The following is a 24,004-nucleotide window of genomic DNA, read 5'->3' as shown; positions in this document are numbered from 1 at the left end:
CCTCGGACACCTTGAATCAGCCAACAGCCTCCCGCGCAACCTTATTGAGTACGGACCCTAGAGCGGTTTCCTCACGAACTGAATCGATGGGGATTCCCTTTTACGAGTCTGATGTAATTCAGAATCCGTGCTGGTGCAGGAGGCCGGCAAGGATGGCACGATCTCTTTCACAGGACCTGCGGGATAGGGTTGCTGCCGTGATTGACTGCGGCTTGAGCTGCCGAGCTGCAACTGGTCGTTTCGGCGTCAGCGTATCGAGTGCGATCCACTGGCGGCAACTCGCGCTTGAGCATGGGCAGGCTGCTGCCTAGCCGCGCGGTGGGGATCGGCATTCGGGCAAGATCGAGGCACATGGCGGCTTCATCCGGGAGCTGGTCGCCGAGCAGGGAGACATGACCCTGGTCGAGATTCAGGCGAGGCTGATCGAGCGCGGCGCCCCCGTCGGGATCGGCACGGTGCATCGGTTCTTCGTGCGTCACGGGATCACGCGCAAAAAACGACCGGCCACGCGATCGAGCAGGACCGTCCCGACGTCTTGAGGCAGCGCCGGCGCTGGTTCGATTGCCGACTCGATCTGGAACCGGAACGCCTGGTATTCATCGACGAAACCTGGACCGCCACCAACATGACCCGCGCCACGGTCGCTGCGCCAAGGGCGAGCGCCTGAGGATGGGCTTCCCGCACGGCCATCGCGAAACCACCACGCTGGTCGCGGGCCTGGGCATGACCGGAATGGTCGCGTCAATGGTGCTGGACGGCCCAAGCAGCGGCGACTGGTTCGAGGCGCACGTGTCCCAGGTCCTCGTGCCCGAACTGCAGCCCGGCGACATCGTCATCATGGACAACCTGTCGAGCCACAAGCGCGCGTCGGTCCAGGCTCTTATCGAGGCCGCAGGCGCAACCTTGCGCTTCCTTCCGCCCTACAGTCCCGACTTCAGTCCTATCGAGAAGGCGTTCTCCCGCCTCAAGGCCATGCTGTGCAAAGCAGGCGAGCGAACCGTCGGCGGCCCGTGGGACCTGATCGGCAGGCTCGTTGACATCTTCAATCCCGACGAATGCGCCAACTACTTCAGCTCATGCGGATACGATCCAGAATGAGCGGAAACCGCTCTGGCCACCGATAGGGGGCGTCACTCCGGGCGGGCTACGCCTTCCCTGCATGACGCCCCCTATCGGCAGTTCGAAACAGCAACCGGCAGATGATCCACTTATCCGTTGCCGATCCCTGTGCAGGCCAACCCGGCCACATCTGGGCGGCCCCCGCGTTCCAGGGTGACGAACGCGGCCAGATATGATTTCCTTGGGTGCGGCGGACCGATCGCCGCGTCGTGGATGAGGAAACCAATGGCCATCGATATCGGCGCAGCGCGTCAGCATCTCTCGCGGCTCAATCTGGCGGACCTGCTGCCGGATGGTGATGCCGAACTTTCGAACATCGTCGCCATCGCGCGGGATGTGGCGAACAAGGCGTCCGGCAAGCTCGAGACGTTCTGGGACGATGCCACGCAGACCGGCAGTCTCAAGGCGATGGCCAATCGCATTGGCACCGGCTCGGGCGATCATGTGGTGAAGGCGTCAGCGCCGGGGTTCTTCTCGTTCAGCAGCAGCGATGAGACCCAGTCCAGTCCGGACGTGGCCGTCGGGATGCCCCTTATTGGCGCGATGGCGCTTGTCGGCCTGGCCGCAGGTGCTGCGGTGGCGGCGGTGATAGCGGTCGCGGCGTCTGAATTCGCGCTGGCGCTCATCATTGTCGTCTTGCTGTACATTTACCTCAAGAGCAGCTGGGCCATGTTCAAGCGGGCGCTGGAGCGGCTCGGGTCGCTTATCCAGGGGCAATAGGTGCGGGGGGCTGGCTGTCGGATAGGGCCGGGGCAACTGAGCGGCGGTCCGGCGCTAGGCCTTGGCGAGCCCTTCCCCGGACGGATCCGATGCCTGAATGCCCAGAGGTGCGGCTCCGCCCGGGCGGAGCGGCTGTTTTGCCGGCGGGACAAGCGGAGTTTTTCGCGCTAGCGAGCGGGCATGGCCATGTTCCTGAACCGGCGGGTTGTCCGATGATCGCGCGGCTGCGCGGTGCGCTCGATCCCTTCATCGTTGCCTTGCTGGGCGTGGTGGCGCTGGCCTCGGTGCTGCCCGCGCGGGGGGCGATGGCAGGGGTGGTCGACCTGGCGGCGAATGCCGGGATCGTCCTCCTGTTCTTCCTCCATGGCGCGAAATTGTCGCGCGAGGCGATCCTGGCGGGGGCCGGCAATTGGCGGCTGCACCTGGCGGTGCTGGGCACGACCTTCCTGGCTTTTCCGCTGCTGGGTCTGGCCATGGCGGCGATCCCCGGGATTCCCCCGCTGGTGGGCATAGGCCTGCTGTTTCTCACCCTGCTGCCATCGACCGTGCAATCGTCGATCGCCTTCACCTCGATCGCCGGCGGCAATGTCGCGGCGGCAGTGTGCAGCGCGTCGTTTTCCAACCTGATCGGGATCGTGGTCACGCCGCTCCTGGCGAGCGCGCTGATGGGGCAGGGATCGGGCATGGCGGGCGGCATTTCGCTGGGCGCGGTCGAGAAGATCATGGCGCAATTGCTGGCGCCATTCGTGATCGGGCACCTTGCCCGGCCGCTGATCGGAGCCTTCGTGTCGCGGCATCGCCAGGCGATCACGCTGGTCGACCGGGGTTCGATCCTGCTGGTGGTCTATTCGGCCTTCGGCGCGGCGGTGGTTGGCGGGCTGTGGCATCGCCTGCCGCCGTCCAGCCTGGTGCTGATCCTCGGGCTGTGCTGCGCCCTGCTTGCACTGGTGCTGGGGCTGACCTGGGCGCTGGGCCGGGCTTTCAAGCGGGAGGATGCCATCGTCCTCCTGTTCTGCGGCTCGAAGAAGAGCCTGGCGAGCGGGGTGCCGATCGCGCGCGTGCTGTTTCCGGCGGCGCAGGTGGGGGCGCTGATCCTGCCGGTGATGCTGTTTCACCAGATCCAGCTGATCGCCTGCGCCTTCATCGCACGGGCGCTGTCCCGGTCTGCCGGCGCGCGAGTAGGGGCGGGCACCAGCGGCGATGGGGCGCGTTAGGGCAGGGCCATGCTCTCGCCGCGCCTTTGCCCACCTGCCAGATGAAGGCCGCGCTTGATCTGATGCTGTTCCTGGTGAGCGGACTGGCCCTGGCCGGGGGCACCGTGGCCGGCGTGGCCATGGCGGCCTGCGTGCTGACGGGGGCGGGCTGGTGGTGGTTGCGGCGCGGTCGGCGCTGAACCGGGCAGGCGCGGGCGGACGGACCGCTATTCGCGGGCCAGCAGGACCGCGCAATTGGTATTGGCGACCAGCGCGATCCCGGCCCCGGCGATCTGGTTCGGCGCAGTGCCGCGCAACTGGCGCACGGCTTCGATCGCATTGTTCATGCCGTGGATATAGCCTTCGCCCAGCAGCCCGCCATTGGTGTTGACCGGGATCGTGCCGCCCGGGCCGATGCCGCCACTGGCGATCAGTTCCTTCGCTTCGCCATGCCCGCAGAATCCGAAGGCCTCCAGCTTCATCAGGACATTGGGCGAGAAGGCATCGTAGATCATCATCACGTCGACCTCGCGCGGGGAGAGGCCGGTGCGCGCCCACACCTTGGCCGCCAAGCGCTCGGTGCTGTCTAGCCGGGTCAGATCCTCGCGCTGGTGATCGTAGAGGATGCCTGCGCCGCGCAGCCAGCTTTGCTCGGCGGCGAGAATACGGATCACCGGCCGGCCCGAGGTGCGCGCATGATTGAGGCGCGAAACCACGAAGGCCGCGCCGCCATCGCTTTCCTGGCAGCAGTCGAGCAGGCGCAGCACCGGCTCGACGATCCAGCGCGAGGCCTGGTGCTCGTCAAGGCTCAGCGGGCGCTGGTAGAACCAGGCCTGGGGGTTGGTCGCCGCATAGGCGCGGGCCTGGACGACATAGCGGCCAAGGTCCGCGCTGGTGACGCCGAAGCGGTCCAGGTAGGGGCGGCATTGCAGGGCATAGGCCTGGGCCGGGGTGGACAGGCCGTAGGAGCGGTTGAGATCGCGGCCCTCGCCATACATCCAGGCAAAGGCGTTGGGCTGGCCGAAGCGGCTTTCCGAGCGCTCATTGAACGAGCGGTAGATGAGGACGTGGTTGGCCGCCCCGCTTTCCACGGCGGCCGCCGCCATCTGGAAGGTCGCGAATGCCCCGGCGCCGCCGAAGGGCAGGCGGCCCACCCAGTTGAGATCGGGGATGCCGAGCGCCTGTTGCAGTTCAAGTTCGTCATTGGTGTCGAAGGTGAAGCTGATCAGGCCGTCTATGTCGGCCGGCTCCAGCCCGGCATCGCCGATCGCGGCCATGCCCGCCTCGACGCAAAGCGCCAGGACGGTCTTGCCGGACTGCTTGGAATAGGCGGTTTGGCCGATGCCGGTGATGGCCGAAGTGCCGGGCTTGGTCATGGCTGGTCCTTCAGGCCGGGGTTTCGGCAAGGGTGCGGAACAGGGCCAGGCGCTGGGGACCGGGCTCGCCGAATTCGACCCTGACCCGGGCGCCGATGGCGGCATTCTCCTGGTCGACGAGATTGGAGACGACGCGGATGCCTTCGTCGAGTTCGACGAGGATGCCGGTCCGGCGGACCGCATCCTTGCCGCCGGGGTGGGTGAGAATTACCCAGCTGATGATCCGCCCGAGACCGGAAAGTGGATGCTCGTGCCAGTCGAGAGAGCCGCAGGCCGCGCAGCGCGGCAGGGGGGGATGGCGCAGCTTGGCGCATTGGCGGCATTGCTGCACCACCAGCTCGCCGCGATCGACCGCCGCCCAATGGAAATCCTGTTCCCGCCTTGCCGCCACGTGATCTCTCCCGAGGTTCGCCGTTCTGCGCCGGTCGGGCCATCATAGCCCGGCGAGGCGCCGCGCGGCCAGAGGGGCTTTTCAGCAGGCGGCGCGCCTGCCGCCGGCGCGCGGCGGGTGCCCCCGAGGGGGTGTTACCTTGTCCTGCTGATTGAATGGTGCGGTCGAGAAGACTCGAACTTCCACGGGCTTTCGCCCACAACGACCTCAACGTTGCGCGTCTACCAATTCCGCCACGACCGCAAATCGACGGGGCCGCGCTTCACCGGGAAGCAGCCCCGCGGGGGGTAGGAGCGCGCCCCTAGCAAATGGTCCGGGGGGGTGCAAGCGCCGATGTGCGGCCCTGGGTGCAATGCCGCATCAATGCCGGGCCAATGCGGTGGCCGGCACCCGCGCGGCGGGTTTCAGCTCGGTTTCCAGCCGATCTCGGCGACGCGGGCCGAGCGGGGCACGCCGATGACGCCTTCATTGATCGTCAGGCTTTCGCCGGGGGCCAGCTGGCGCTTGGGCGGGGCGATTTCCAGCGAATAGACGATGCGGTTCTGTTCATCGCGCAGGACGATCAGGATCGAGGGCACCGAGCGCCGTTCGCGTCCGACATTGGTGATCTTGCCGCTGGCGCCGAAGAATTCGGTCCCGTTGGGCAGGGTCCGCCGGTCCTGGCGGTTGGGCGGGAATTCCAGCACCAGGTCGGGCTGGGCCGCGGCGAAGGTGCGCCCGTGGAGCGGCACCCAGTCCGGCAGGCCATAGACCGCGACGGCGGCCGTCGCCCCCATGGTCACCACGGCGAAGACCGCGGCGGCATAGGTATAGAGGCGCAGCGGATTGCGGCGGCGGCGGAATGGCGGCTCGTGCGCGAAGCTGGAGGGCGCCTGGGCGAAGGCGCGGGCTGTCGTCTCGTCCGAATAGACCCGGGGCGGAGCCTGCGGGACGGGGGGGCGGGGCGGCGGCGCGGCTTCTGGTTCGACCGCGACTTCGCCGGCGGCGGACGGACGCGGCGTTTCGGCCTGGCCGGCCTGGATGCTCGCGGCGGCCGCGCTGGCCGCCGGGGCCGATGCTGGCGGCGCAGGCCGGGGCGGCGGCGGGGAGGGCGGCGGTGGGGCAGCCGGCTGTTCCGGCCCGGCCTGGAACCAGCTCTGCCGGCACTTGGCGCAGCGGACGGTGCGGCCTTCCACGCCGATGGCGCTGTCGGGCACGACATAACGGGTCGCGCAGGAAGGGCAGGCGATGATCACGTGCATGGTAATGCCCCTGCCTCGCCCCCCCCGCAAGGCCGCCGCAACGCCGCGAAGGCCGCGCCGCCCCTTTTTTCCACACCGATTGCTGTCTATAGCCGGCGAGTGGATCGAATTCGGGTCAATTGCGGCGGACGTCCCGGCCATCCGGGGCAAGGCGGGGGCGGCTGCGTGGCGCGCGCGGGCGCGGGGCTGGCCGATGGCCGAGGCTGAAGCCGGCGCGCCCGGCGCGCCCGAAGCGGAGATCGTCCAGTTCGACAATGTCGGCCTGCGCTACGGCACCGACCGCGAGGTGCTGAGCGACGTTTCCTTCACGCTCTATCCGGGGCGCTTCTATTTCCTCACCGGGGCAAGCGGCGCCGGCAAGACCAGCCTGCTGCGCCTGCTCTACCTTGCCCAGCGCCCTTCGCGCGGGGCGATCAGGATGTTCGGCACCGATGCCATCACCACCCCGCGCGAGAAACTGCCGCTGCTGCGCCGCCGCCTCGGGGTGGTGTTCCAGGATTTCCGCCTGGTCCCGCACCTTTCGGCCTATGACAACGTGGCCTTGCCGCTGCGGGTGGCCGGGGTGAGCGAGCGCGAACTGGCTGGCCCGGTCACCGATATGCTCGAATGGGTGGGTCTGGCCGATCGCATGGCGGCGCGCCCGGCCACGCTTTCGGGCGGCGAACAGCAGCGCGTGGCAATCGCCCGCGCGGTGATCGGCCGGCCCGACCTGCTGGTGGCCGACGAGCCGACCGGCAACGTCGATCCCGACATGGCACTCAAGCTGCTGCGCCTGTTTGAGGCGCTGAACGCGCTGGGCACCACGGTGGTCGTCGCCACCCACGACGTTCACCTCCTCCGCAAGGTGCCCGACAGCCTGATCATGCGGCTCGACAAGGGCCGGCTGGCCGATCCGACCGGAGCCCTGCGCTATCCGCCTCGGCGCGGAGGCGGCGCATGAGCGAGCCGCGCGCCTTGCGCCTGCCCGACCTGTTCGGCCGCCACCTCGGCGGGGGCGGCCAGTCCGACATCGTGCCCCAGTCACGCCTGTCCGGCCCGATCCCGTGGGTGATCGCGATCATGGTCGCCTTGATGGTGATCGCGGCGGCGGGGGGCCTCGCGCTGCGGAATACCGGGCGGGCGGCGGCGGCCGAGCTTTCGGGTGGAATCACCGTGCAGATCGTCGAGGCCCGGCCCGAGGAGCGTGACCGGCAGGCGCGCGCCGCCCTGTCCGCCCTGGCTGCGATGCCGGGCGTTGCCGGCGCGCAAATGGTGCCCCAGTCGGATCTCGACGCCCTGGTCGAGCCATGGCTGGGCGGGGGCGCCGGCGGGCCGGGCGCGGGCGCGCTCGAGGAAGGCGGCGCTGTGCCTGTGCCCGCGCTGATCGATGCGCGTCTTGCCGGACAGCTTTCACCCGACCGGCTCGGGCGTATCCAGGCCGCGCTCAGGGCCAGCGCACCGGGCGCGCGGGTCGATGCCCAGTCCACCTGGCTGACCCCGGTGTTCGGCGCCATCGCTTCGCTGCAATGGCTGTCGCTGGCGCTGATCGTGGTGCTGGGGCTGGCCACCGGCGCGGCGGTCCTGCTGGCGGCGCGCACGGCGCTGGGCAACAACCGCGCGACCATCGAGATCGTTCACCTGCTGGGCGGCACCGATGCCCAGATCGCCCGGATCTTCCAACGTTCGATCGCGCGCGATGCGATTGGTGGTGCGCTGGCCGGCAGCGGCGCGGCCCTGGTGGTCATCGTCCTCCTGGGGCGCAGCTTCGCCGCCTTGCAGGCCGGGATCGTCACCGGCGGCGCGCTGGGCTGGGGCGACTGGGCCTTGCTGCTGTCGGTCCCCGCGGCGGCGGTCGTGCTGGCCACGCTGACCGCGCGCTGGACCGTGATCGGCGCGCTCAAGGGGATGTTGTGAGATGATCCGCCGCATCGCCTCCTCGTTCCTGCTGCTCTACCTGTTCGGGTTCGGCTGGTTCGGCGTGTTCCTGCCGAACCCGGCCGGGCCGGTGAAGACCGATGCCGTGGTGGTGCTGACCGGATCGGGCGGGCGGATCGATCGCGGGCTGGAAGTGCTGCGTGCGGGCCTGGCGCCGCGGATGCTGGTCTCCGGGGTCGACAGTGAGGTTCGCCCGGCCGAATTCGCCGCCCAGTACGACCTTTCGCCCGGCAAGCTGCGCTGCTGCATCACGCTCGGCTACGAATCGGTCGACACCCGCAGCAACGCGCGCGAAGCCACCGACTGGATTGTCGCGCACCACATCGGCTCGGTTCGCCTCGTCACCAGCGACTGGCATATGCGCCGCGCGGCGCTGGACCTGGCCCAGGTCGCTCCTGCGGGGCTGACCGTGGTCGAGGATGCGGTGCCGACGCGGCCATCGTTCTACGTGCTGTTCCTCGAATACCACAAGCTGCTGGCGCGGCTGGTGCAGCGGGTGCTGGGCCTGTGAGCCATCCCCCCGTCCGCCAGCCTTTCGCGGCCCCGACTCCGGCTGACCTGCTCCGCAGCCTGGCCTTCTACCTCGTGTTCTATCCGGGCACGGTGCTCCTGCTGAGCCTGATCGCGATCCAGCTGCTCCTGCCGCGGAGCGGGCTCATGCGGTCGATCCTGTGGTGGGCGCGCTATCATCGCTGGTGCGTCACCCGCCTGCTTGGCATCCAGGTGCGGATCGAGGGCGCGGTACCTTCGGGGCAGGTGCTGGTCGCCATGAAGCACGAGAGCTTCTTCGAGGCGATCGACCTGCCGATGCTGCTGCCGATGCCCGCCGTCTTCGCCAAGATCGAGCTGATGCGGATCCCGGTCTGGGGCAAGGCCGGGGCGCACTACGGGCTGATCGGGGTCGAGCGTGACCAGGGCGCGCGGGCGCTGCGCGCGATGATCGCCTCGGCCCGCGAGCGCCTGGCCGAAGGACGGCCGCTGGCGATCTTCCCGGAAGGCACCCGCGTGCCCCACGGCACCGCGCCGCCGCTGCAATCGGGTTTCGCCGGGCTTTACAAGCTGCTCGGGCTGCCGGTGGTGCCGGCGGCGGTGAATTCGGGGCCGCTCTATCATTCCACGATCAAGCGCGCGGGAACGATCACCGTGCGCTTTGGCGAACCGATCGCGCCCGGCCTGGCGCGCGCCGAGATCGAGGCGCGGGTTCGCGCCGCGATCAACGCGCTCAACGAATGCGAATGATGACCATCCCATCGGACAAGGCCGGGCGGCCCCGGCGGCGCTGGTATTCGGTTCTCGGCCCCGGCCTGGTGACGGGCGCCGCCGATGATGATCCGAGCGGGATCGGCACCTACAGCCAGGTCGGCGCCCAGTTCGGCTATGCCCTGCCCTGGCCCCTGCTGTTCAGCTTGCCGCTGATGGCCGCCATCCAGGAGATCTGCGCGCGGATTGGCGCCGGGACCGGGCGGGGGATCGCCCAGAACCTCAAGGAACACTATCCCCGGCCCCTGCTGCGGATGGTCGTCCTGCTGCTGCTGGTGGCCAATGTCATCAACCTGGGCGCTGATCTGGGCGCCATGGGCGCGGCGCTGGCCCTGATCGTGCCGGGGCCGGTCCTGCCGATGACCATCGTCTTCGGCGTGGCCAGCATCCTGCTGGAAGTGTTCGTCTCCTACCAGCGCTATGCCGCCGTGCTCAAATGGGCGACCCTTTCGCTGTTTTCCTATTTCGCCGTGGTCATGCTGGCCCAGGTTGACTGGTGGGCGGCGCTGAAGGGCACGCTGGTGCCCGACTTCCATTTCGACGCGGATCACATCATGGCGCTTGTGGCCGTGCTGGGCACGACGATCAGCCCCTACCTGTTCTTCTGGCAATCGGCCCAGGAAGTGGAGGAGCAGCACCGCCGCCACGTCAAGCCACTGATGGTCAGCCCGCGCACGGCGGGCGCGGAACTGCGCCGCATCCGCGTCGACACGCTGGTGGGCATGGGCTTTTCCAACCTGACCGCGATCGTCATCGTCATCGCCACGGCGGCAACCCTGCACCAGGCCGGCGTGACCCAGATCGACAGCGCCGTGGAGGCGGCCTCGGCGTTGCGGCCGCTGGCCGGCGAACTCGCCTTCGCCCTGTTCGCGCTGGGGATCGTGAGCACCGGGCTGCTGGCCGTGCCAGTGCTGGCGGGTTCGGCCGCCTATGCGGTGGCCGAGATGTTCGGCTGGCGCGAAGGGCTGGGCCAGCGCCCGCGCGAGGCCAAGGCGTTCTACGCGGTGATCGCGGTGGCGACCCTGGCGGGCGTCGGGATGAACTTCCTTTCGATCAACCCGATGCGGGCGCTCTACTGGTCGGCGGTGGTCAACGGCCTGCTGGCGCCGCCGCTGATGATCGTGACCATGCTGATCGCCCGCAACCCCAAGGTGATGGGCAAGCTGGTGATCGCGCCCGGCCTGGCCTTCTGGGGCTGGGTGTCCACGGCGGTGATGACCGTAGTGGCGGCACTGTTCCTGCTGAGTTGAAAGCAGCCCATCTCCCCTGCGCGGGGAGGATCACGAAATATGATCGGAGCGGCCGAAATCGGGCCGGGCGTCGTCCTGGCCCTGCTCGATGATGCCCCGGCGGATGGCGCGGGTGCGGGTGAAGTGGTCGAACAACTGCTGGCCGTCGCCGACCCGGATCGCGCGCTGCAAGGCGGTCAGATCCTCGGTGAAACGCTGGAGCATCTCCAGTACGGCCTCCTTGTTCGAGAGGAACACGTCGCGCCACATGGTGGGGTCGGAGGCGGCGATGCGGGTGAAATCGCGGAAGCCCCCGGCCGAGTACTTGATGACCTCGCCCTGGGTCACTTCCTCCAGATCAGAGGCGGTGCCGACGATGGTATAGGCGATGAGGTGGGGCAGGTGGCTGGTCACGGCGAGCACCAGATCGTGGTGCTGCGCGCTCATCAGTTCGACATTGGCGCCCAGCGCTTCCCAGAACTGGACCAGCGCGGTGAGCTGGAGCGGGCTGCAATCGTCGGGCGGGGTGATGATGCACCAGCGGTTGCGGAACAGGGCGGCAAAGCCTGCGTCGGGCCCGGAATTCTCGGTGCCGGCCACCGGGTGGGCTGGGATGATCGCCGCGCCGGGCAAGGCTTCTGCCAGTTCGCGCGCCACGGTCTGCTTGGAGGAGCCGACATCGCTGACGATGACCCCGGGCTTGAGGCTGCCGACCACTTCGCGCGCGGCTTCGCCCATCGCGCCGACGGGCACGCAGAAGATCACCAGGTCGGCCTCGCGCACGGCTTCGGCGGCGCTGGCGCAGACCTGGCCGACCAGGCCGCGCTCGGCCGCGCGGGCGCGGGTGGCGCCGTCACGGTCATAGCCGGTGGTGGCGACGCCGGGCAGGAATTCGCGCACGGCAAGGCCGATCGAGCCGCCGAGCAGGCCCAGGCCGATGATGGCGACCGAGCGCAGGGTCATCCCGCCACTTCCGCGAGGCGGGCGAGGGTCTGCGCGATATCGTCCATCTGGGCGGCAGTGCCGATGGTGATCCGCAGGGCCTGGGGCAGACCCTGGTTGGGCAGCCAGCGCACGATGTAGCCGGCCTCAGCCAGGCCATTGTAGGCAGCCTCGGCGGTGAGCGCGCCCTCGAACAGGATCAGCACGAAATTGGCCTGGCTGGGCAGGGGGCGCAGGCCGCGGTTGCCCAAGGCCTCCAGCGCGGCGACGAAGCGCGAACGCTCCTGCGCGTTGTGGGCGCTGGCGGCCTCCACGAAGGCCTGGTCGCGCACGGCGGCGAGCGCCATGGCCTGGCCGGTGGCCGAGACGTTGAAGGGGCCGCGGATGCGGTTGAGCGTATCCACCAGGCCGGGCGCGCCGGTGCCCCAGCCGATCCGTTCGCCGGCCAGGCCATAGATCTTGGAGAAGGTGCGGGTGACCAGCACGTTCTGGTGCGCCTCGGCCAGCGCCAGGGCGCCATCCTCGTCCTCGGGCGCGACATATTCGGCATAGGCCTGGTCGATCACCAGCACCACGTCGGCGGGCAGGGCGGCGTGGAGCCGGGCGATCTCGCCCTTCGGCAGGAACGAGCCGGTGGGATTGTTGGGATTGGCGACGAAGACCACCCGCGTACGCTCGGTGACGAGGGCCAGCAGCGCATCGACATCGGTGCCATAATCGGCATCGGGCGCCACGATCGGCGTGGCTCCGCAACGCCGCGCGGCGATATCGTAGACCGAGAAGCCATAGCGCACGTAGATCACCTCGTCGCCCGGGCCGGCATAGCCTTGCGCCGCGATGTGGAGGATCTCGTCGGAACCGGTGCCCATCACGATCCGCGCCGGATCGATCCCGTGCAAGGTTCCCAGCGCGGCGCGCAAGGCCTTGCTGTCGGGATCGGGATAGAGCGCGGCGGCGGCGGCATCGGCGCGCGCGGCCAGGGCCAGCGGGCTGGTGCCCAGCGGGTTCTCGTTGGCGGAGAGCTTGATCAGCGGACGCCCGTCGGCGCCGGCGGACTTGCCGGGAACATAGGCATGGATCGCGCTGATCCAGCTCTTGGGGACAGGAGCGCCGGTCATGCGCGGGGCCATAAGGGGCAATGCGGGCCGGGGCAACCTTGCCCTTTGCGGCTCCCGGCCATCTCGGCATTGACTTTCGCCCCGGTTTACCGCCTATCCGGCCGCCTGATGGCCTCTGCCCCGCTCCTTGCCGAGAGCCGCGTGCTCACTCTCGACCAGCCGCTTGCCCTGGATGGCGGGCAGCAGCTTGATGGCGTGCGCCTGGCCTATGAAACCTATGGCGCGCTCAATGCCGAGCGGTCGAACGCGATCCTGATCTGCCACGCGCTCACCGGCGACCAGCACGTGGCCAGCCCCCATCCGATCACCGGCAAACCCGGCTGGTGGGTGCGGATGGTCGGCCCGGGCAAGCCGATCGATACCGATCGCTATTTCGTGATCTGCGCCAATGTGCTGGGCTCGTGCCTTGGCTCCACCGGCCCGGCCAGTCCGGCCCCCGATGGCCAGCCCTGGGCCATGCGCTTTCCCGTCATCACCATCCGCGACATGGTGCGCGGGCAGGTGGCCCTGCTCGATGCGCTGGGGATCGCGCGGGTCCATGCCGTGGTTGGCGGATCGATGGGCGGGATGCAGGCGCTGAGCTTTGCCGCCAACTTTCCCGAGCGCTGCGCCGCCGCCCTGGTGATCGCCGCCACGGCCCGCCATTCGGCCCAGAACATCGCTTTCCACGAGGTTGGCCGCCAGGCGATCATGGCCGATCCGGAGTGGCGCGGGGGGGACTACTACGGGGTCGAGGGCAAGGGGGGCAAGGGGCCGGAAAAAGGCCTGGCCGTGGCCCGCATGGCCGCGCACATCACCTATATCTCCGAGGCCGGCCTGACCGAGAAGTTCGGTCGCAACCTCCAGGCCCGGCCTGATGGCACGCCCGGCGCCAAGACTTTCGGCTTCGATGCCGATTTCCAGGTGGAAAGCTACCTGCGCTATCAGGGGCTGTCGTTCACCGACCGGTTTGACGCCAACTCCTATCTCTACATCACCCGCGCGATGGACTATTTCGACCTCGCGGAAGAACACGGCGGGCGGCTGGCCGATGCCTTCGCTGGCAGCACAGCGCGGTTCTGCCTCGTCTCGTTCGATACCGACTGGCTCTATCCCACGGTTGAATCGCGCATCATCGCCCATGCGCTCAACGCGGCGGGCTGCCCGGTCAGCTTCATGGAGCTTTCCGCGCCCTTCGGGCACGACAGTTTCCTGCTCGACGTGCCGGCGCTCGATCGCGTTGTGGCCGGGTTCCTCGGATGAGCGGCCCCTTGCGCCCTGATCTGGCGATCATCGCCGATCATATTCCGGCCGGCGCCAGCGTGCTCGATGTCGGCTGCGGCGATGGCGAGCTGCTCGCCGCCCTGATCGACAAGGGCTGCGATGCGCGCGGCATGGAACTTGATCCGCACAATGTGGCCGGATGCGTGGGGCGCGGCCTTTCGGTGATCCAGGGCGATGCCGATACCGACCTCGCCTTCTATCCCGACAAGTCGCTCGACTATGCGGTGCTCTCGCAGACCCTGCAGACCACCAAGCGGCCCGACCTGGTGCTCGATGAACTGCTGCGCGTGGGGCGCAAGGCGATCGTCAGCTTTCCCAACTTCGCCCACTGGCGGGTGCGGCTGTCGCTGTTGTGGGGCGGACGGATGCCGGTGACCCGGCTGCTGCCGGTGGCCTGGTACGAGACGCCCAATATCCACCACCTGACCGTGGCCGATTTTCGCGCCCACCTGGCCGAGCGCGGCATCCGGGTGGAGCAGGCCTGGTTCCTCAAGGGGGACCGGCGGATCGGCGCGGCGGCGGCCAACCTGCGCGCCGAACACGCGGTGTTCCTGCTGGCGCGCTGATCGGCCCCTTGACCGGGGGCCGGGGTTTTCCGAGGAGGCCGCGCAGCCCTTTGGGCTGGACGGCCTCCCGCACGCACAGGGCGCGCGTTTCGGGACGGGGCTTCAATCTTCGATGTCAGCCCCGCGCCGGCTCAGGCCGGATAGCGATACATCGCGCAGAGCTTGTTGCCGGCCGGATCGCGCAGGTAGGCAAGGTACATCTTGAGGTGATCGCGCTTGCCCGGCGGGTCTTCGCAGGTGGTTCCCCCCGCCGCCACGCCGGCCGCGTGCCAGGCATCGACCTGCTCCGGGCTGGCCATGGCAAGGCCGATGGTGCCGCCATTGGCATGGGTGGCCGGCTCGCCGTTGAGCGGCCGGGTGACCATCAACAGGCCGCCGTTGTGCATATAGGCCGCCTTTTCAGGGGTGATGCGGCTGCCCGGCTTGCCGCCCACGGCGGTGAACAGGGCATCGTAGAACGCGAAGGACTTGTCGGCATCGTTGCAGCCGACGACGATATGCGAGAACATGGTCTCTCCCGTGGTGGTTGTGCGTCATGGGTATCGCCTGTGCCGGTTGCGTCAATGGCCTCCCGTCCATGGCCTTGCGCCAATATCGGGCCGATGCTTGCGGTTCAGGTTCGGGCGGCTAGGACCGGGGCATGACCCTGCACCGACTGCCCCCCATCGCCCTGGTTCCCGCCCTGCTGCTCCCAGTCCTGCTGGGCGCCGCTTCGCCCGCCCTGGCGGCCCGGCCGCTCTCCGCCGACGAGCGCTTGGGGCTGACCTGCGCCAGCGCCTTCGCGCTGGTCGCGGCCGGACAGGCGCGGGGAGAGCCGGGGATGGCCGCCTATCCGCCGCTGGCCGCGCGCGGGCGCGAATACTTCGTGCGCCTCGCGGCTCAGCTGATGGACGATGCCGGACTGGACCAGGCCGGCATCCGCGCCGCCGCCGAGAGCGAGGCCGCGCCGCTGCGCCGCGCCGGGGTGGCCGGGGTGATGCCCTCCTGCCTTGCTGCGCTCGACCGGGAATTGCCGCCGCCCGCCCGCTGAGGGTTGCGGCCTGAGGGTTATGCCCAAGGGTTATGCACTGCAAAAAACCGGGCGGGCAGGTTGATCTGCGTGGCGTGCCTGCGGCATGGCAGACTGATGTGGCAGCTCTACCAGTTCCCGCTCTGTCCGTTCAGCCGCAAGGTGCGCCTGCACCTTGCCGAAAAGGGCGTGGCCTTCGAGCTGTGGCGCGAGAACCCGTGGGAACAGCGCGACGAATTTGTCGACAAGAACCCGGCGGCGCGCACCCCGGTGATCGGCAATGCCGAGCGCGGGATCACCCTGGTCGATAGCCGGGCGATCTGCGAATATTTCGAGGAAACGGTCGACAAGAACCCGCTGATCAACGGCACCGCCCCGATGCGCGCCGAGATCCGCCGGCTGGTGGCCCTGTTCGACGAGAACTTCTTCGGCGACGTGACCGGGCCGCTCCTGCACGAGCGGATGAAGAAGCGGCTGGTCTATCGCCAGTCGCCCGACAGCCGGGTGCTGCGCGAGGCGATGAAGCTGGCGCACGAGCATCTCTACTATATCGACTACCTGGTCGACACCCGGCCCTGGCTGGCCGGCGCCACGATGAGCCTGGCCGACCTTGCCGCCGCCGCGCAGATTTCGGTGGCGGACTATCTGGGCGGGCTCGACTGGACCGGGCACGAACAGGCCAAGTCGTGGTATTCGGTGTTCAAGAGCCGCCCGAGCTTCCGCCCCCTGCTGGCCGAGCGCATGGAAGTGATCCAGCCGCCGAGCCACTATGGCGACGTGAACTGGTGAGGAGCGACCTGAACTGGTGAGGCGGGGCTCGTCCCGGACCCGGTCCGGGGCGGCAGCTTACCCGGCTGCCTTTTCGCCGAAACGGCCGTGCTCGCGATAGCGCACCAGCCAGCGATCGAGGAACAGCGAGAGGGGCCGCGCGGCAAGGCCCAGCGCCTTGAGGCCGGGCAGGCCCTGGCTGACATTGCCGGCGCGCAGCAGGGCCAGCTGGTCGCGCGAGATCGGCGTGCCGGGAAGCGCGGCGATCAGGCCGGCGATGGCATCGGGCAGGGGGGCGAACAGGCGCTTGCGGCCTTGCGCCGCGGCGATCTTCTCGTTCAGACCAAGCATGGTCAGGACCTCGGGGCCGACCACCTCGTAGGTCTTGCCGCCGAGCCGGGCCGGATCGGCCAGGGCATTTCCCACGGCCGCGGCGACATCGTCGACGAAGACCGGCTGGAGCCTGGCTTCGGGCGCGAAGACCGGCAGGACCGGGACATGGGCGATGAGGCCGGCGAACAGGTTCACGAACCGGTCGTCCGGGCCGAAGATCACCGAGGGGCGCAGGATCGTGGCGCGCGGGAAGGCGGCCAGCACGGCGGTCTCGCCCTCGGCCTTGGTGCGGGCATAGTCGACCCGGCTTTCGGGATCGGCGCCATTGGCCGAAACCTGGACGAAGGCGCCCACCCCGGCTGCCTGGGCGGCCGCGGCCAGCGCGGCGGGAGCCTTGACGTGCAGCCGGTCCAGATCGCCGGCGAAGGCGCCGACGAGGTTGACCACCCCATCCACCCCCGCGACCAGCGCGGCATGGTGCTGGGTGAGGGTGATGTCGGCGCGGACGAACTGGACCTGGCCCAGCGCCGCCAGCGGCTTGAGCCTGAACGCGCGCTCGACATGGCGGCTGGCGATCCGCAGCCGCGCGCCGCGGGCCAGCAGTTCCTGCGCGACATGGGTGCCGACGAAGCCATCGCCCCCAAAGAGCAGCACGAGCTTGTTGGCGAGCGGATCGGCCTGGCGCGACATGGGGAGCGGGGTTTCCTTGGCAAAACGGGGCATGAAGCGGCCCTCGCCTTGGCACAGGCGCGGGCGCGCGGCAAGCGCCCGCGCCTGCGCCAGGCCGCACCGGTATCGCTCGCCCGGCGAACCCTCAGTCACCTGCCCCGAATTGGCTTGCCTCGCGGAGAAAACATACGTGATAATACTTTATGGCCGTTCATAATAATATCTGCACAAAGTAAGCCTTGCCCTCGGGGCATGGCGGTTCGGGAAAAGGGGATGATCCATGGCATTCGACACCAGCCTTGACGTGGCCATCGATACGACCGGGGCAAACCCGTGGACCTTGGACCCCGGCGGTTCCCCGATCAGCCCCGACGTGATGACCGGCCAGCTTGCCGGCGGCGGCTACTACACGGCCTGGGCAACCGACACGAACCTCGATGGTCTGCCGGATTCGCTGGCGGTCCAGCGCTACAGCGCCACCGGCATCCCGACCGGATCGATTGTCCAGCTGGGCCAGCTGCCGGTCAAGCAGCTGATCGGCTCCGACCAGGATCTGCGTGACCTGTTCTCGCTCGATGCCCTGAATGGCGGCGGCTATGCCGTGGCCTATCGGGTGCCCACGCCGAACACCCAGTTCAACTGGACCATCAACGCCGCGCAATTCCCGAGCCTGTCATCGATTTCGGCGGTGCAGACGTTCGTCGGCAAGCCGGCCCAGTTCATTGTCTCGGGCAGTTTCTCGGGCCTGAACTTTGCCTTGCGCGATGTCAGCGGCGCGGTTGGCGACGTGGCCCTGACCAAGGTCGACAATGGCGACGGCACGGCCACGATTACCGTGAGCTCGGCCAACCTGGCCAGCTTCGGCAATCCGGAACGACTTGCGCTGGTGGTGACGGGAAGCAACCTCAGCTTCACTTCGATGTCGATCACCGGGGCGGGCGAGGAGAACTGGCGGTTCTTCGCCGACAATGCGACGGCTTCCCACAGCCTCAGTGCCCTGGCCTTTCAGGTGGCGCCGGCGCCCAGCGCGCCCTATGCGGCCTTGCTTTCCGATCTCACGGGGCGGGTCCAGTCGTTCCACGTCACGTCCGTCACCGCCGCGCCGTCCGCCACGGTGGCCTATACCCTCGTGGTCACCACCAGTTCGGAAGTCATGGCCTCGCTCGGCCTGTTCGCGGGCGGGCAGACCAGCGTGACGATCAGCGGCCTGAGCTACACGCTCCAGCCAAATGGCGTGATCCTGGTTTCCGGCGCGACGCTGGTGCCGGATGGCAGCGGCAACATCGCCGTGCCTACCGCCCTGCTCAACGCGCTGAGCTATCACGACGCGCAGATCAGCCTGGCCGCCGTCAACATCGCCAGCGGCAGCACCTTCAGCGGCTCGGCCACGGTCATCGCGCCCACCGTGGTCACGGAAGCGCTCCATGCCCGGGTCTATGACGCCGCGGGCGGCCTCACCTTCGACCATGTGATCGACACGTCCACCGCGCCGGAATGGATCCTCGACCGCGATGGCCTGGCGGCCAATCCCCACGTGATCGCCGGCAACCTGGCCAGTGGCGGCTTTTTTGTCAGCTGGATGGCCGACACCAATCACGATGGCACGCCCGATGCGGTGGCGGTCCAGAAGTATGCCGCCAACGGCACGGCCAGCGGCGGGGTGGTCCAGCTTGGCCAGTTGCCGTTGCTGCAACTGGCCGGCGCCCCGGACGATGCGGCGCACTATTACGATCTCGAAGTTCTCGGCAGCGGCGGCTTTGCGATGAGCTACGAGGTGCCGGCCCCGTCCGACGGGGCGGACTATCCCGTGTTCAACGCTTCGGGCACGGGCGCGGCCAATCTCTTCTTCATCGGCAAGCCGCACAGCTTCACCATCAGCATCGCCAGCGGTTCCCTGGGTTCGGCGACCTTCGCCCTGCGCGGCCTGAACGGGAGCGGGCAGACGATTGACGTGCCGATGACCGCGACGGTGAACGGCACCGTGGCGACGATCACCGTCACCGCGGCCAACCTGGCGCAGCTGGCCAATCCCGAGCGGGTCTCGCTCGCCATTACCGGCCTGCCGGCCAATGTGTCGGCCACCGCCCATGCCGAACTGGAGCCGAACTGGCGCTACGGCGGGACCGAGCCCACCAGCCCGGTCCATCTGACCGGCACGGTCGCGGCGACCGGGTTCGTTTCGCTTGGCAGCACCGCGGGCCGCGCGGAATCGTTCCACGTGGGATCGGTCACGGCCGCTTCGGGTTCCCCGACCTACAGTATGTCTGTCGTGGTCGATGGCCATGTGCGTTCCGACATGGGGCTGTTCGCGCCAAGCCAGGCGGTCGTCCATGATGGCTTCACCTACACGTTGACGGCGAACGGGCTGATCCAGGTTACCGGTGCCTTCGCACCCGATGGCGGCGGCAACATTGCCGTGCCGGCCTGGCTGCTGACAACCCTGAACTATCGCGATGCCGGAATTGCGCTGTCGATCGGGAACCTGGCGCAGAGTTCCAGCTGGTCCGGTGATGTCACGGTGCGCGCGCCCACCGTAGTTACCGAAAGCATCCACACCCGGGTCTATGATGCCGCCGGCGCCCTCCAGTTCGATCACACGATCGACACGACCGCCGCCCATGAATGGGTGGTCGATACCGACGGCAACGCGGTGAACCCCAACGTCACCACGGGCGAGCTGGCCGGCGGCGGCTATTACACCTCATGGCTGGCCGATACCGATGGCGACGGCCTGCCCGACGCGATCGGGGTGCAGCGCTTTGATGCCAGCGGCAATGCCGTGGGCGGCGTGGTCAAGCTGGCGGGCCTGCCGCTCAAGGATCTTGCCGGCTCGCATATGGACGCAGGCCTGCTTTACAGCGTCGATGCCCTTACCAACGGGGGCTATACCGCCAGCTTCGACGTGCAGAAGCCAGTGGTCGAATTCCATGGCACCCTGGGCAATGGCACCTATCCGAGTGGCCCGGCAGTATTCAGCTATTCCAATAACCTGACCATCGTCGGCCAGGCCGAGTCGGTTTCGGTCGTGTCCAGTACGGGCAACCTGACGGGGCTGCTGTTCCAGCTGGTCGGGCAGAATGCCCAAGGCCAGCAGGTTGTCGTCAACCTCAACATGGTCGGCCAGGGCGGCGCTGGCACGGCCACCATTTCCCCCGCGGACCTCGCCGGTTTTGCCTCGAACGAACGCGTGACCTTCCGGATTACCGGAATGGCTGCCGGGCAGACCGTTTCGGTGAACGGAACCTCGTTGCAGGACCAGCGGTACTTCGCTGACCAGCCAACGACGTCGGTTCATCTCGACAACCCGGTTTCCAGCGTGGTGGTGGGCGCGAATACGATCTATTTCGGCACATCGTTTGCCGCGGGCAGGGCGGAATCCTTCCACGTCACCGCCGCCACCGCGGCGCCCAGCGCCACCATCGGCTATAGCCTGCAGGTCACCGGCTCGACCGTCCTGTGGCAGCTTGGCCTGCTCGCCGGCCAGAGCATGACCATCGGCGGCGTCGCCTTCACCATGCAGGCGAACGGGGTGTTGACCAGCGGATCCATTGCGCCTGATGCGAACGGAAATATTGCCGTGCCCACCGGCCTGCTCAGCCTGCTGGACTATCACGATGCCAATATCGTCCTGATCGCATCCAACCTCGCGCAGGGCAGCACCTTCAGCACCGACGTGACCACCCGCACGCCGTTCGTGGTCGACGATGGGCTCTATACCCGGACCTACGATTCGGCCGGAAACATCACCAGATTCTATGCCACCGCCGGGCCGGACTATCTTACCGGCGGCGTGGCCAACGACACGCTCGACGGCCTCGCGGGCAACGACACGCTGCACGGCGGGGCCGGCACGGATTCCCTCGATGGGCGCGGCGGCGTGGACGTGGCGGTGTTCGACGGCACGCGCGGTTCGGCCACGGTCACCCGCAATGGCGATCATTCGCTCACCGTGACCACCGGCCTGGATGGCACCGACACGCTCCATCATATCGAACAGGTCCGCTTTTCCGATGGCCTGTTCTCCTTCACATATGCCAGCGCGGTTTCGAACGTGGTGGCCAATTTCAACCCGGCCAACGGCTGGTCCAGCCAGGACCAGTATCCGCGTCACCTCGCCGATGTGAACGGCGATGGCTTCATGGACATTGTCGGTTTCGGTTTTTCGGGCGTGCTGGTCTCATTCGGTTCGGCGGGCGGCACCTTCTCGAACGCCGCCGTGGTCGTCGCCAACTTCGGCCAGACCGCCGGCTGGTCGAGCGACAACAGCTTCCACCGGGAGCTCGCCGACGTGAACGGCGACGGGCGGGCCGACATCATCGGCTTCGGCATCGCCGGAACGCTGGTGAGCCTCGCCAAGGCCGATGGCACCTATGACAATCCCTTCACCGGGGTCGCCAATTTCGGCTCGAACCAGGGCTGGGCCAGCCAGACCGGGTTTGCCCGCACGGTGGGCGACGTGAACGGCGACGGCAAGGCCGACATCGTCGGCTTCGGCTTTGCCGGGGCGCTGGTTTCGCTTGGCAATGGCGATGGCACGTTCAAGCCGGTGGCCACGGGCATCGCCAATTTCGGGGTTAACCAGGGCTGGACCAGCGACACCAGCTTCCACCGCGCGCTGGCCGACGTGAACGGCGACGGCAAGGCCGATATCGTCGGCTTCGGCATCGCCGGCACCTATGTGGCGCTCTCCAATGGCGATGGCACTTTTGCCGATGCCAAGCTGGTCCTCGCCAATTTCGGCGCCAACCAGGGCTGGTCAAGCAACGACAGCTTCAGCCGCCTCGTCACCGACGTGAACGGCGATCACATTGCCGACATCGTCGGCTTCGGCATCGCCGGAACGCTGGTGGCCTTCGGCAATGGCGACGGCACCTTCACCGAAGCCGGGTTCGACGTGGCCAACTTCGGGGCCACCCAGGGCTGGACCAGCGACAACACCTACCACCGCGAGGTGGCCGACATGAACCACGATGGCCTTGGCGACGTGGTCGGCTTCGGCATCGCAGGCGTGCTGGTGGGAACCAACCAGGGCGATTTCCTGATCTGATCCGCGGGACGGGCGCCCCCCTGTGGGAGGGGCGTCCGCAAGGCTCAGCCGCCGCGCGGCTATCGTCTCAGGCGAAGATCATCAGGTCAGCAGCCCGGCGAGATAGCCGGCATAGGCGCTCTTGCCGTGGCGGGCGATGCAGCGCTCAAGGCCGGCGGCGTCGATGAAGCCTGAGTGGAAGGCGATTTCCTCGGGGCAGGCGATCTTCATGCCCTGGCGGCGTTCGAGCGTGGCCACGAATTCGGCCGCTTCCAGCAGGCTGTCGGGTGTGCCGGTGTCGAGCCAGGCATAGCCTCGGCCCATGATCTCGACATTGAGCTGCCCGCGCTGGAGATAGACCGCGTTGAGATCGGTGATCTCCAGTTCGCCGCGCGCCGAAGGCTGGAGGTTCGCGGCGATGTCCACCACCTGCTCGTCATAGAAATAGAGCCCGGTGACCGCCCAGTTGGACTTGGGCGCGGCCGGCTTTTCCTCGATCGAGCGCGCGCGCATGGCGCTGTCGAACGCCACCACGCCATAGCGCTCCGGATCGGCCACGTGATAGGCGAAAACCGTGGCCCCCGAAGGGCGTGCGGCGGCGGACTTGAACAGGTCGGGCAGGCCGTGGCCGAAGAAGATGTTGTCGCCCAGCACCAGGCAGCTCGGCCCGCCGGCGACGAAATCCGCGCCGATGGTATAGGCCTGGGCTAGCCCCCTGGGTTCGGGCTGCACCGCATAGCTGATCGCCATGCCCCATTGCGAACCATCGCCGAGCAGCCCCTGGAACTGGGCGGCATCGTGGGGGGTGGTGATGACCAGCACCTCGCGGATGCCGGCCAGCATCAGGGTGGACAGCGGATAGTAGATCATCGGCTTGTCATAGACCGGCATCAGTTGCTTGGAGGCCGCCATGGTCATCGGATAGAGCCGGGTGCCGCTGCCGCCGGCGAGGATGATGCCCTTCATCGTTGTGTTCCTTCTGCGCCGACCAGCCGGTCGATCACCGTTTCGAGCGACGCCTGCCAGGCGGGCAGGCGAATGCCGTGAACCTGGGCCAGCCTGGTGCAGTCCAGCCGTGAATTGGCGGGACGGACCGCCGCTGTGGGAAATTGCGCGGTGGTGATGGGATTGACCCGCGCGTGCGGCCCGCCGCGCGCCGCCGAGGCCGTGAAGATCGCCTCGGCGAAACCGGCCCAGCTCGTCTCGCCGGTGCCGGCCATGTGGAACAGGCCGCGCCGCGCGGGTGCCGGGTCGGCCAGCAGGTTGGCCGCAACCGCCAGCACGCCACTGGCGATATCGAGCGCGCTGGTCGGATTGCCGACCTGGTCGGCGACCACGCCCAGCTCGTCGCGGCTTTCCGCCAGGCGCAGCATGGTCTTCACGAAATTGGCGCCGAACGGGCTGTAGACCCAGGCCGTGCGGAGCACCGCGCTGTTGGGGCAGGCGGAAAGCACGGCGGCCTCGCCGGCCAGCTTGGTGGCGCCGTAGACGGATCTGGGGCCGGTCGGATCGTCCTCGCGCCAGGCGCGGCTCCCCTCGCCGGAAAAGACATAGTCGGTCGAAAGGTGGATCAGCGGCACGCCCAGCGCCGCGGCGGCCTCGGCGACATGACCGGCGCCGGTGGCGTTGATCGCGCGGGCGAGGTCTGGCTCGCTCTCGGCCTTGTCCACCGCGGTATAGGCGGCGGCGGAAACGATCGCCTCGGGCGCGGCCAGCTCCAGCGCGGCGCGGATCGCCCCGGCGTCGCTTTCGGCCAGGTCAAGATGCGGGCGGCCCAGCGGGATTACCACATGGCCCCCGGCCATGCCGCGCTCGACCAGGCTCTGGACGACCTGTCCGTTCACCCCGGTAACGACGATCCGCATCG

At 68.3% G+C, this 24,004-nt stretch carries 22 protein-coding genes, 1 tRNA gene and 1 pseudogene; 14 read left to right on the top strand and 10 right to left on the bottom strand.

Annotated elements, in window-relative coordinates; genetic code table 11:
- Window positions 1-152 precede the first annotated feature (152 nt).
- From ACFOD9_RS03445 to ACFOD9_RS03430, 4 genes and pseudogenes are all read left to right on the top strand, one after another.
- A pseudogene (locus tag ACFOD9_RS03445) lies at window positions 153-1,098 on the top strand (IS630 family transposase).
- Window positions 1,099-1,344: 246 nt separating this feature from the next.
- On the top strand, window positions 1,345-1,839 hold the full coding sequence (locus ACFOD9_RS03440; RefSeq protein ID WP_379508682.1) for a hypothetical protein: 495 nt from the start codon (window positions 1,345-1,347) through the stop codon (window positions 1,837-1,839).
- Between the two features lie 212 nt (window positions 1,840-2,051).
- Complete coding sequence (locus ACFOD9_RS03435; protein WP_379508681.1) at window positions 2,052-3,053, top strand: bile acid:sodium symporter family protein; 1,002 nt, start codon at window positions 2,052-2,054, stop codon at window positions 3,051-3,053.
- Between the two features lie 41 nt (window positions 3,054-3,094).
- Window positions 3,095-3,232 carry a hypothetical protein gene (locus ACFOD9_RS03430; protein WP_379508680.1) on the top strand — a complete coding sequence of 46 codons (138 nt, stop codon included), beginning with the start codon at window positions 3,095-3,097 and terminating at the stop codon, window positions 3,230-3,232.
- Window positions 3,233-3,259: 27 nt separating this feature from the next.
- Here the strand turns inward: ACFOD9_RS03430 and ACFOD9_RS03425 are convergent, their stop codons facing one another.
- From ACFOD9_RS03425 to ACFOD9_RS03410, 4 genes are all read right to left on the bottom strand, one after another.
- Entirely contained in the window at window positions 3,260-4,408 is a 1,149-nt protein-coding gene (locus ACFOD9_RS03425; protein WP_379508679.1) for a thiolase C-terminal domain-containing protein, read from the bottom strand.
- Window positions 4,409-4,418: 10 nt separating this feature from the next.
- Window positions 4,419-4,799, bottom strand: coding sequence for a Zn-ribbon domain-containing OB-fold protein (locus tag ACFOD9_RS03420; protein ID WP_379508678.1), 381 nt, complete (start codon window positions 4,797-4,799; stop codon window positions 4,419-4,421).
- Window positions 4,800-4,955: 156 nt separating this feature from the next.
- Window positions 4,956-5,042, bottom strand: a tRNA-Leu gene (locus ACFOD9_RS03415).
- A 161-nt stretch (window positions 5,043-5,203) separates the two neighbouring features.
- Window positions 5,204-6,040, bottom strand: a complete 837-nt coding sequence (locus ACFOD9_RS03410) for a zinc-ribbon domain-containing protein (RefSeq protein WP_379508677.1) — start codon at window positions 6,038-6,040, stop codon at window positions 5,204-5,206.
- Window positions 6,041-6,233: 193 nt separating this feature from the next.
- Here ACFOD9_RS03410 and ftsE point away from each other — a divergent pair, with 193 nt between their 5' ends.
- Genes ftsE through ACFOD9_RS03385 form a run of 5 tightly spaced genes read left to right on the top strand, consistent with a single transcriptional unit; the run spans window position 6,234 to window position 10,464 of the window.
- Complete coding sequence (ftsE, locus tag ACFOD9_RS03405; protein WP_379508676.1) at window positions 6,234-6,980, top strand: cell division ATP-binding protein FtsE; 747 nt, start codon at window positions 6,234-6,236, stop codon at window positions 6,978-6,980.
- A complete protein-coding gene (locus ACFOD9_RS03400) occupies window positions 6,977-7,933 on the top strand; it encodes a cell division protein FtsX (protein ID WP_379508675.1) in 957 nt (318 codons plus the stop codon). Before ftsE ends, ACFOD9_RS03400 begins: the two co-directional genes overlap by 4 nt.
- Window position 7,934: 1 nt before the next feature.
- Window positions 7,935-8,465, top strand: a complete 531-nt coding sequence (locus ACFOD9_RS03395; RefSeq protein ID WP_379508674.1) for a YdcF family protein — start codon at window positions 7,935-7,937, stop codon at window positions 8,463-8,465.
- Entirely contained in the window at window positions 8,462-9,193 is a 732-nt protein-coding gene (locus tag ACFOD9_RS03390) for a lysophospholipid acyltransferase family protein (RefSeq protein ID WP_379508673.1), read from the top strand. Before ACFOD9_RS03395 ends, ACFOD9_RS03390 begins: the two co-directional genes overlap by 4 nt.
- A complete protein-coding gene (locus ACFOD9_RS03385) occupies window positions 9,193-10,464 on the top strand; it encodes an NRAMP family divalent metal transporter (protein WP_379508672.1) in 1,272 nt (423 codons plus the stop codon). Before ACFOD9_RS03390 ends, ACFOD9_RS03385 begins: the two co-directional genes overlap by 1 nt.
- 30 nt (window positions 10,465-10,494) lie before the next feature.
- Here ACFOD9_RS03385 and ACFOD9_RS03380 read toward each other — a convergent pair whose 3' ends face one another.
- Complete coding sequence (locus ACFOD9_RS03380; protein WP_379508671.1) at window positions 10,495-11,406, bottom strand: prephenate/arogenate dehydrogenase family protein; 912 nt, start codon at window positions 11,404-11,406, stop codon at window positions 10,495-10,497.
- Window positions 11,403-12,503: a histidinol-phosphate transaminase gene (hisC, locus tag ACFOD9_RS03375; protein ID WP_379508670.1), complete on the bottom strand. Its 1,101-nt coding sequence runs from the start codon at window positions 12,501-12,503 to the stop codon at window positions 11,403-11,405. The genes ACFOD9_RS03380 and hisC overlap by 4 nt, the downstream gene beginning before the upstream one ends.
- 108 nt (window positions 12,504-12,611) lie before the next feature.
- On the opposite strand from hisC, the gene metX reads away from it, so the two are divergent.
- Window positions 12,612-13,745: a homoserine O-acetyltransferase MetX gene (gene metX, locus ACFOD9_RS03370; protein ID WP_379508669.1), complete on the top strand. Its 1,134-nt coding sequence runs from the start codon at window positions 12,612-12,614 to the stop codon at window positions 13,743-13,745.
- Complete coding sequence (metW, locus tag ACFOD9_RS03365; protein ID WP_379508668.1) at window positions 13,742-14,332, top strand: methionine biosynthesis protein MetW; 591 nt, start codon at window positions 13,742-13,744, stop codon at window positions 14,330-14,332. The genes metX and metW overlap by 4 nt, the downstream gene beginning before the upstream one ends.
- Before the next feature lie 131 nt (window positions 14,333-14,463).
- Here the strand turns inward: metW and ACFOD9_RS03360 are convergent, their stop codons facing one another.
- Window positions 14,464-14,841 (bottom strand): VOC family protein, encoded by a 378-nt coding sequence (locus tag ACFOD9_RS03360; protein WP_379508667.1) that lies wholly within the window; start codon window positions 14,839-14,841, stop codon window positions 14,464-14,466.
- 131 nt (window positions 14,842-14,972) lie between these two features.
- Here ACFOD9_RS03360 and ACFOD9_RS03355 point away from each other — a divergent pair, with 131 nt between their 5' ends.
- Window positions 14,973-15,362: a hypothetical protein gene (locus tag ACFOD9_RS03355; protein WP_379508666.1), complete on the top strand. Its 390-nt coding sequence runs from the start codon at window positions 14,973-14,975 to the stop codon at window positions 15,360-15,362.
- A 96-nt stretch (window positions 15,363-15,458) separates the two neighbouring features.
- The gene (locus ACFOD9_RS03350) at window positions 15,459-16,130 is read left to right on the top strand and encodes a glutathione S-transferase family protein (protein ID WP_379508665.1); all 672 of its coding nucleotides are present in this window, start codon (window positions 15,459-15,461) and stop codon (window positions 16,128-16,130) included.
- Between the two features lie 57 nt (window positions 16,131-16,187).
- On the opposite strand, the gene ACFOD9_RS03345 is transcribed toward ACFOD9_RS03350, so the two are convergent.
- Entirely contained in the window at window positions 16,188-17,165 is a 978-nt protein-coding gene (locus tag ACFOD9_RS03345; RefSeq protein WP_379508664.1) for a complex I NDUFA9 subunit family protein, read from the bottom strand.
- Between the two features lie 226 nt (window positions 17,166-17,391).
- On the opposite strand from ACFOD9_RS03345, the gene ACFOD9_RS03340 reads away from it, so the two are divergent.
- On the top strand, window positions 17,392-22,158 hold the full coding sequence (locus tag ACFOD9_RS03340) for a beta strand repeat-containing protein (RefSeq protein ID WP_379508663.1): 4,767 nt from the start codon (window positions 17,392-17,394) through the stop codon (window positions 22,156-22,158).
- An 81-nt stretch (window positions 22,159-22,239) separates the two neighbouring features.
- On the opposite strand, the gene rfbA is transcribed toward ACFOD9_RS03340, so the two are convergent.
- Entirely contained in the window at window positions 22,240-23,103 is an 864-nt protein-coding gene (rfbA, locus tag ACFOD9_RS03335; RefSeq protein ID WP_379508662.1) for a glucose-1-phosphate thymidylyltransferase RfbA, read from the bottom strand.
- Window positions 23,100-24,002 carry a dTDP-4-dehydrorhamnose reductase gene (rfbD, locus tag ACFOD9_RS03330; RefSeq protein WP_379508661.1) on the bottom strand — a complete coding sequence of 301 codons (903 nt, stop codon included), beginning with the start codon at window positions 24,000-24,002 and terminating at the stop codon, window positions 23,100-23,102. Before rfbD ends, rfbA begins: the two co-directional genes overlap by 4 nt.
- Window positions 24,003-24,004 lie beyond the last annotated feature (2 nt).

It is taken from the genome of Novosphingobium bradum, from assembly GCF_042646485.1.
GTDB lineage: Bacteria > Pseudomonadota > Alphaproteobacteria > Sphingomonadales > Sphingomonadaceae > Novosphingobium > Novosphingobium bradum.
This window is presented reverse-complemented; position numbering and strand designations above follow the sequence as displayed.

What these genes read in the sequence shown, in the direction of transcription:
- ACFOD9_RS03440 (WP_379508682.1), top strand. Translation starts at nt 1,345, where the DNA reads ATGGCCATCGATATCGGCGCAGCGCGTCAGCATCTCTCGCGGCTCAAT.
- ACFOD9_RS03435 (WP_379508681.1), top strand. Translation starts at nt 2,052, where the DNA reads ATGATCGCGCGGCTGCGCGGTGCGCTCGATCCCTTCATCGTTGCCTTG.
- ACFOD9_RS03430 (WP_379508680.1), top strand. Translation starts at nt 3,095, where the DNA reads ATGAAGGCCGCGCTTGATCTGATGCTGTTCCTGGTGAGCGGACTGGCC.
- ACFOD9_RS03425 (WP_379508679.1), bottom strand. Translation starts at nt 4,408, where the DNA reads ATGACCAAGCCCGGCACTTCGGCCATCACCGGCATCGGCCAAACCGCC.
- ACFOD9_RS03410 (WP_379508677.1), bottom strand. Translation starts at nt 6,040, where the DNA reads ATGCACGTGATCATCGCCTGCCCTTCCTGCGCGACCCGTTATGTCGTG.
- ftsE (WP_379508676.1), top strand. Translation starts at nt 6,234, where the DNA reads ATGGCCGAGGCTGAAGCCGGCGCGCCCGGCGCGCCCGAAGCGGAGATC.
- ACFOD9_RS03400 (WP_379508675.1), top strand. Translation starts at nt 6,977, where the DNA reads ATGAGCGAGCCGCGCGCCTTGCGCCTGCCCGACCTGTTCGGCCGCCAC.
- ACFOD9_RS03395 (WP_379508674.1), top strand. Translation starts at nt 7,935, where the DNA reads ATGATCCGCCGCATCGCCTCCTCGTTCCTGCTGCTCTACCTGTTCGGG.
- ACFOD9_RS03385 (WP_379508672.1), top strand. Translation starts at nt 9,193, where the DNA reads ATGACCATCCCATCGGACAAGGCCGGGCGGCCCCGGCGGCGCTGGTAT.
- ACFOD9_RS03380 (WP_379508671.1), bottom strand. Translation starts at nt 11,406, where the DNA reads ATGACCCTGCGCTCGGTCGCCATCATCGGCCTGGGCCTGCTCGGCGGC.
- hisC (WP_379508670.1), bottom strand. Translation starts at nt 12,503, where the DNA reads ATGACCGGCGCTCCTGTCCCCAAGAGCTGGATCAGCGCGATCCATGCC.
- metX (WP_379508669.1), top strand. Translation starts at nt 12,612, where the DNA reads ATGGCCTCTGCCCCGCTCCTTGCCGAGAGCCGCGTGCTCACTCTCGAC.
- metW (WP_379508668.1), top strand. Translation starts at nt 13,742, where the DNA reads ATGAGCGGCCCCTTGCGCCCTGATCTGGCGATCATCGCCGATCATATT.
- ACFOD9_RS03360 (WP_379508667.1), bottom strand. Translation starts at nt 14,841, where the DNA reads ATGTTCTCGCATATCGTCGTCGGCTGCAACGATGCCGACAAGTCCTTC.
- ACFOD9_RS03355 (WP_379508666.1), top strand. Translation starts at nt 14,973, where the DNA reads ATGACCCTGCACCGACTGCCCCCCATCGCCCTGGTTCCCGCCCTGCTG.
- ACFOD9_RS03350 (WP_379508665.1), top strand. Translation starts at nt 15,459, where the DNA reads ATGTGGCAGCTCTACCAGTTCCCGCTCTGTCCGTTCAGCCGCAAGGTG.
- ACFOD9_RS03345 (WP_379508664.1), bottom strand. Translation starts at nt 17,165, where the DNA reads ATGCCCCGTTTTGCCAAGGAAACCCCGCTCCCCATGTCGCGCCAGGCC.
- ACFOD9_RS03340 (WP_379508663.1), top strand. Translation starts at nt 17,392, where the DNA reads ATGGCATTCGACACCAGCCTTGACGTGGCCATCGATACGACCGGGGCA.
- rfbA (WP_379508662.1), bottom strand. Translation starts at nt 23,103, where the DNA reads ATGAAGGGCATCATCCTCGCCGGCGGCAGCGGCACCCGGCTCTATCCG.
- rfbD (WP_379508661.1), bottom strand. Translation starts at nt 24,002, where the DNA reads ATGCGGATCGTCGTTACCGGGGTGAACGGACAGGTCGTCCAGAGCCTG.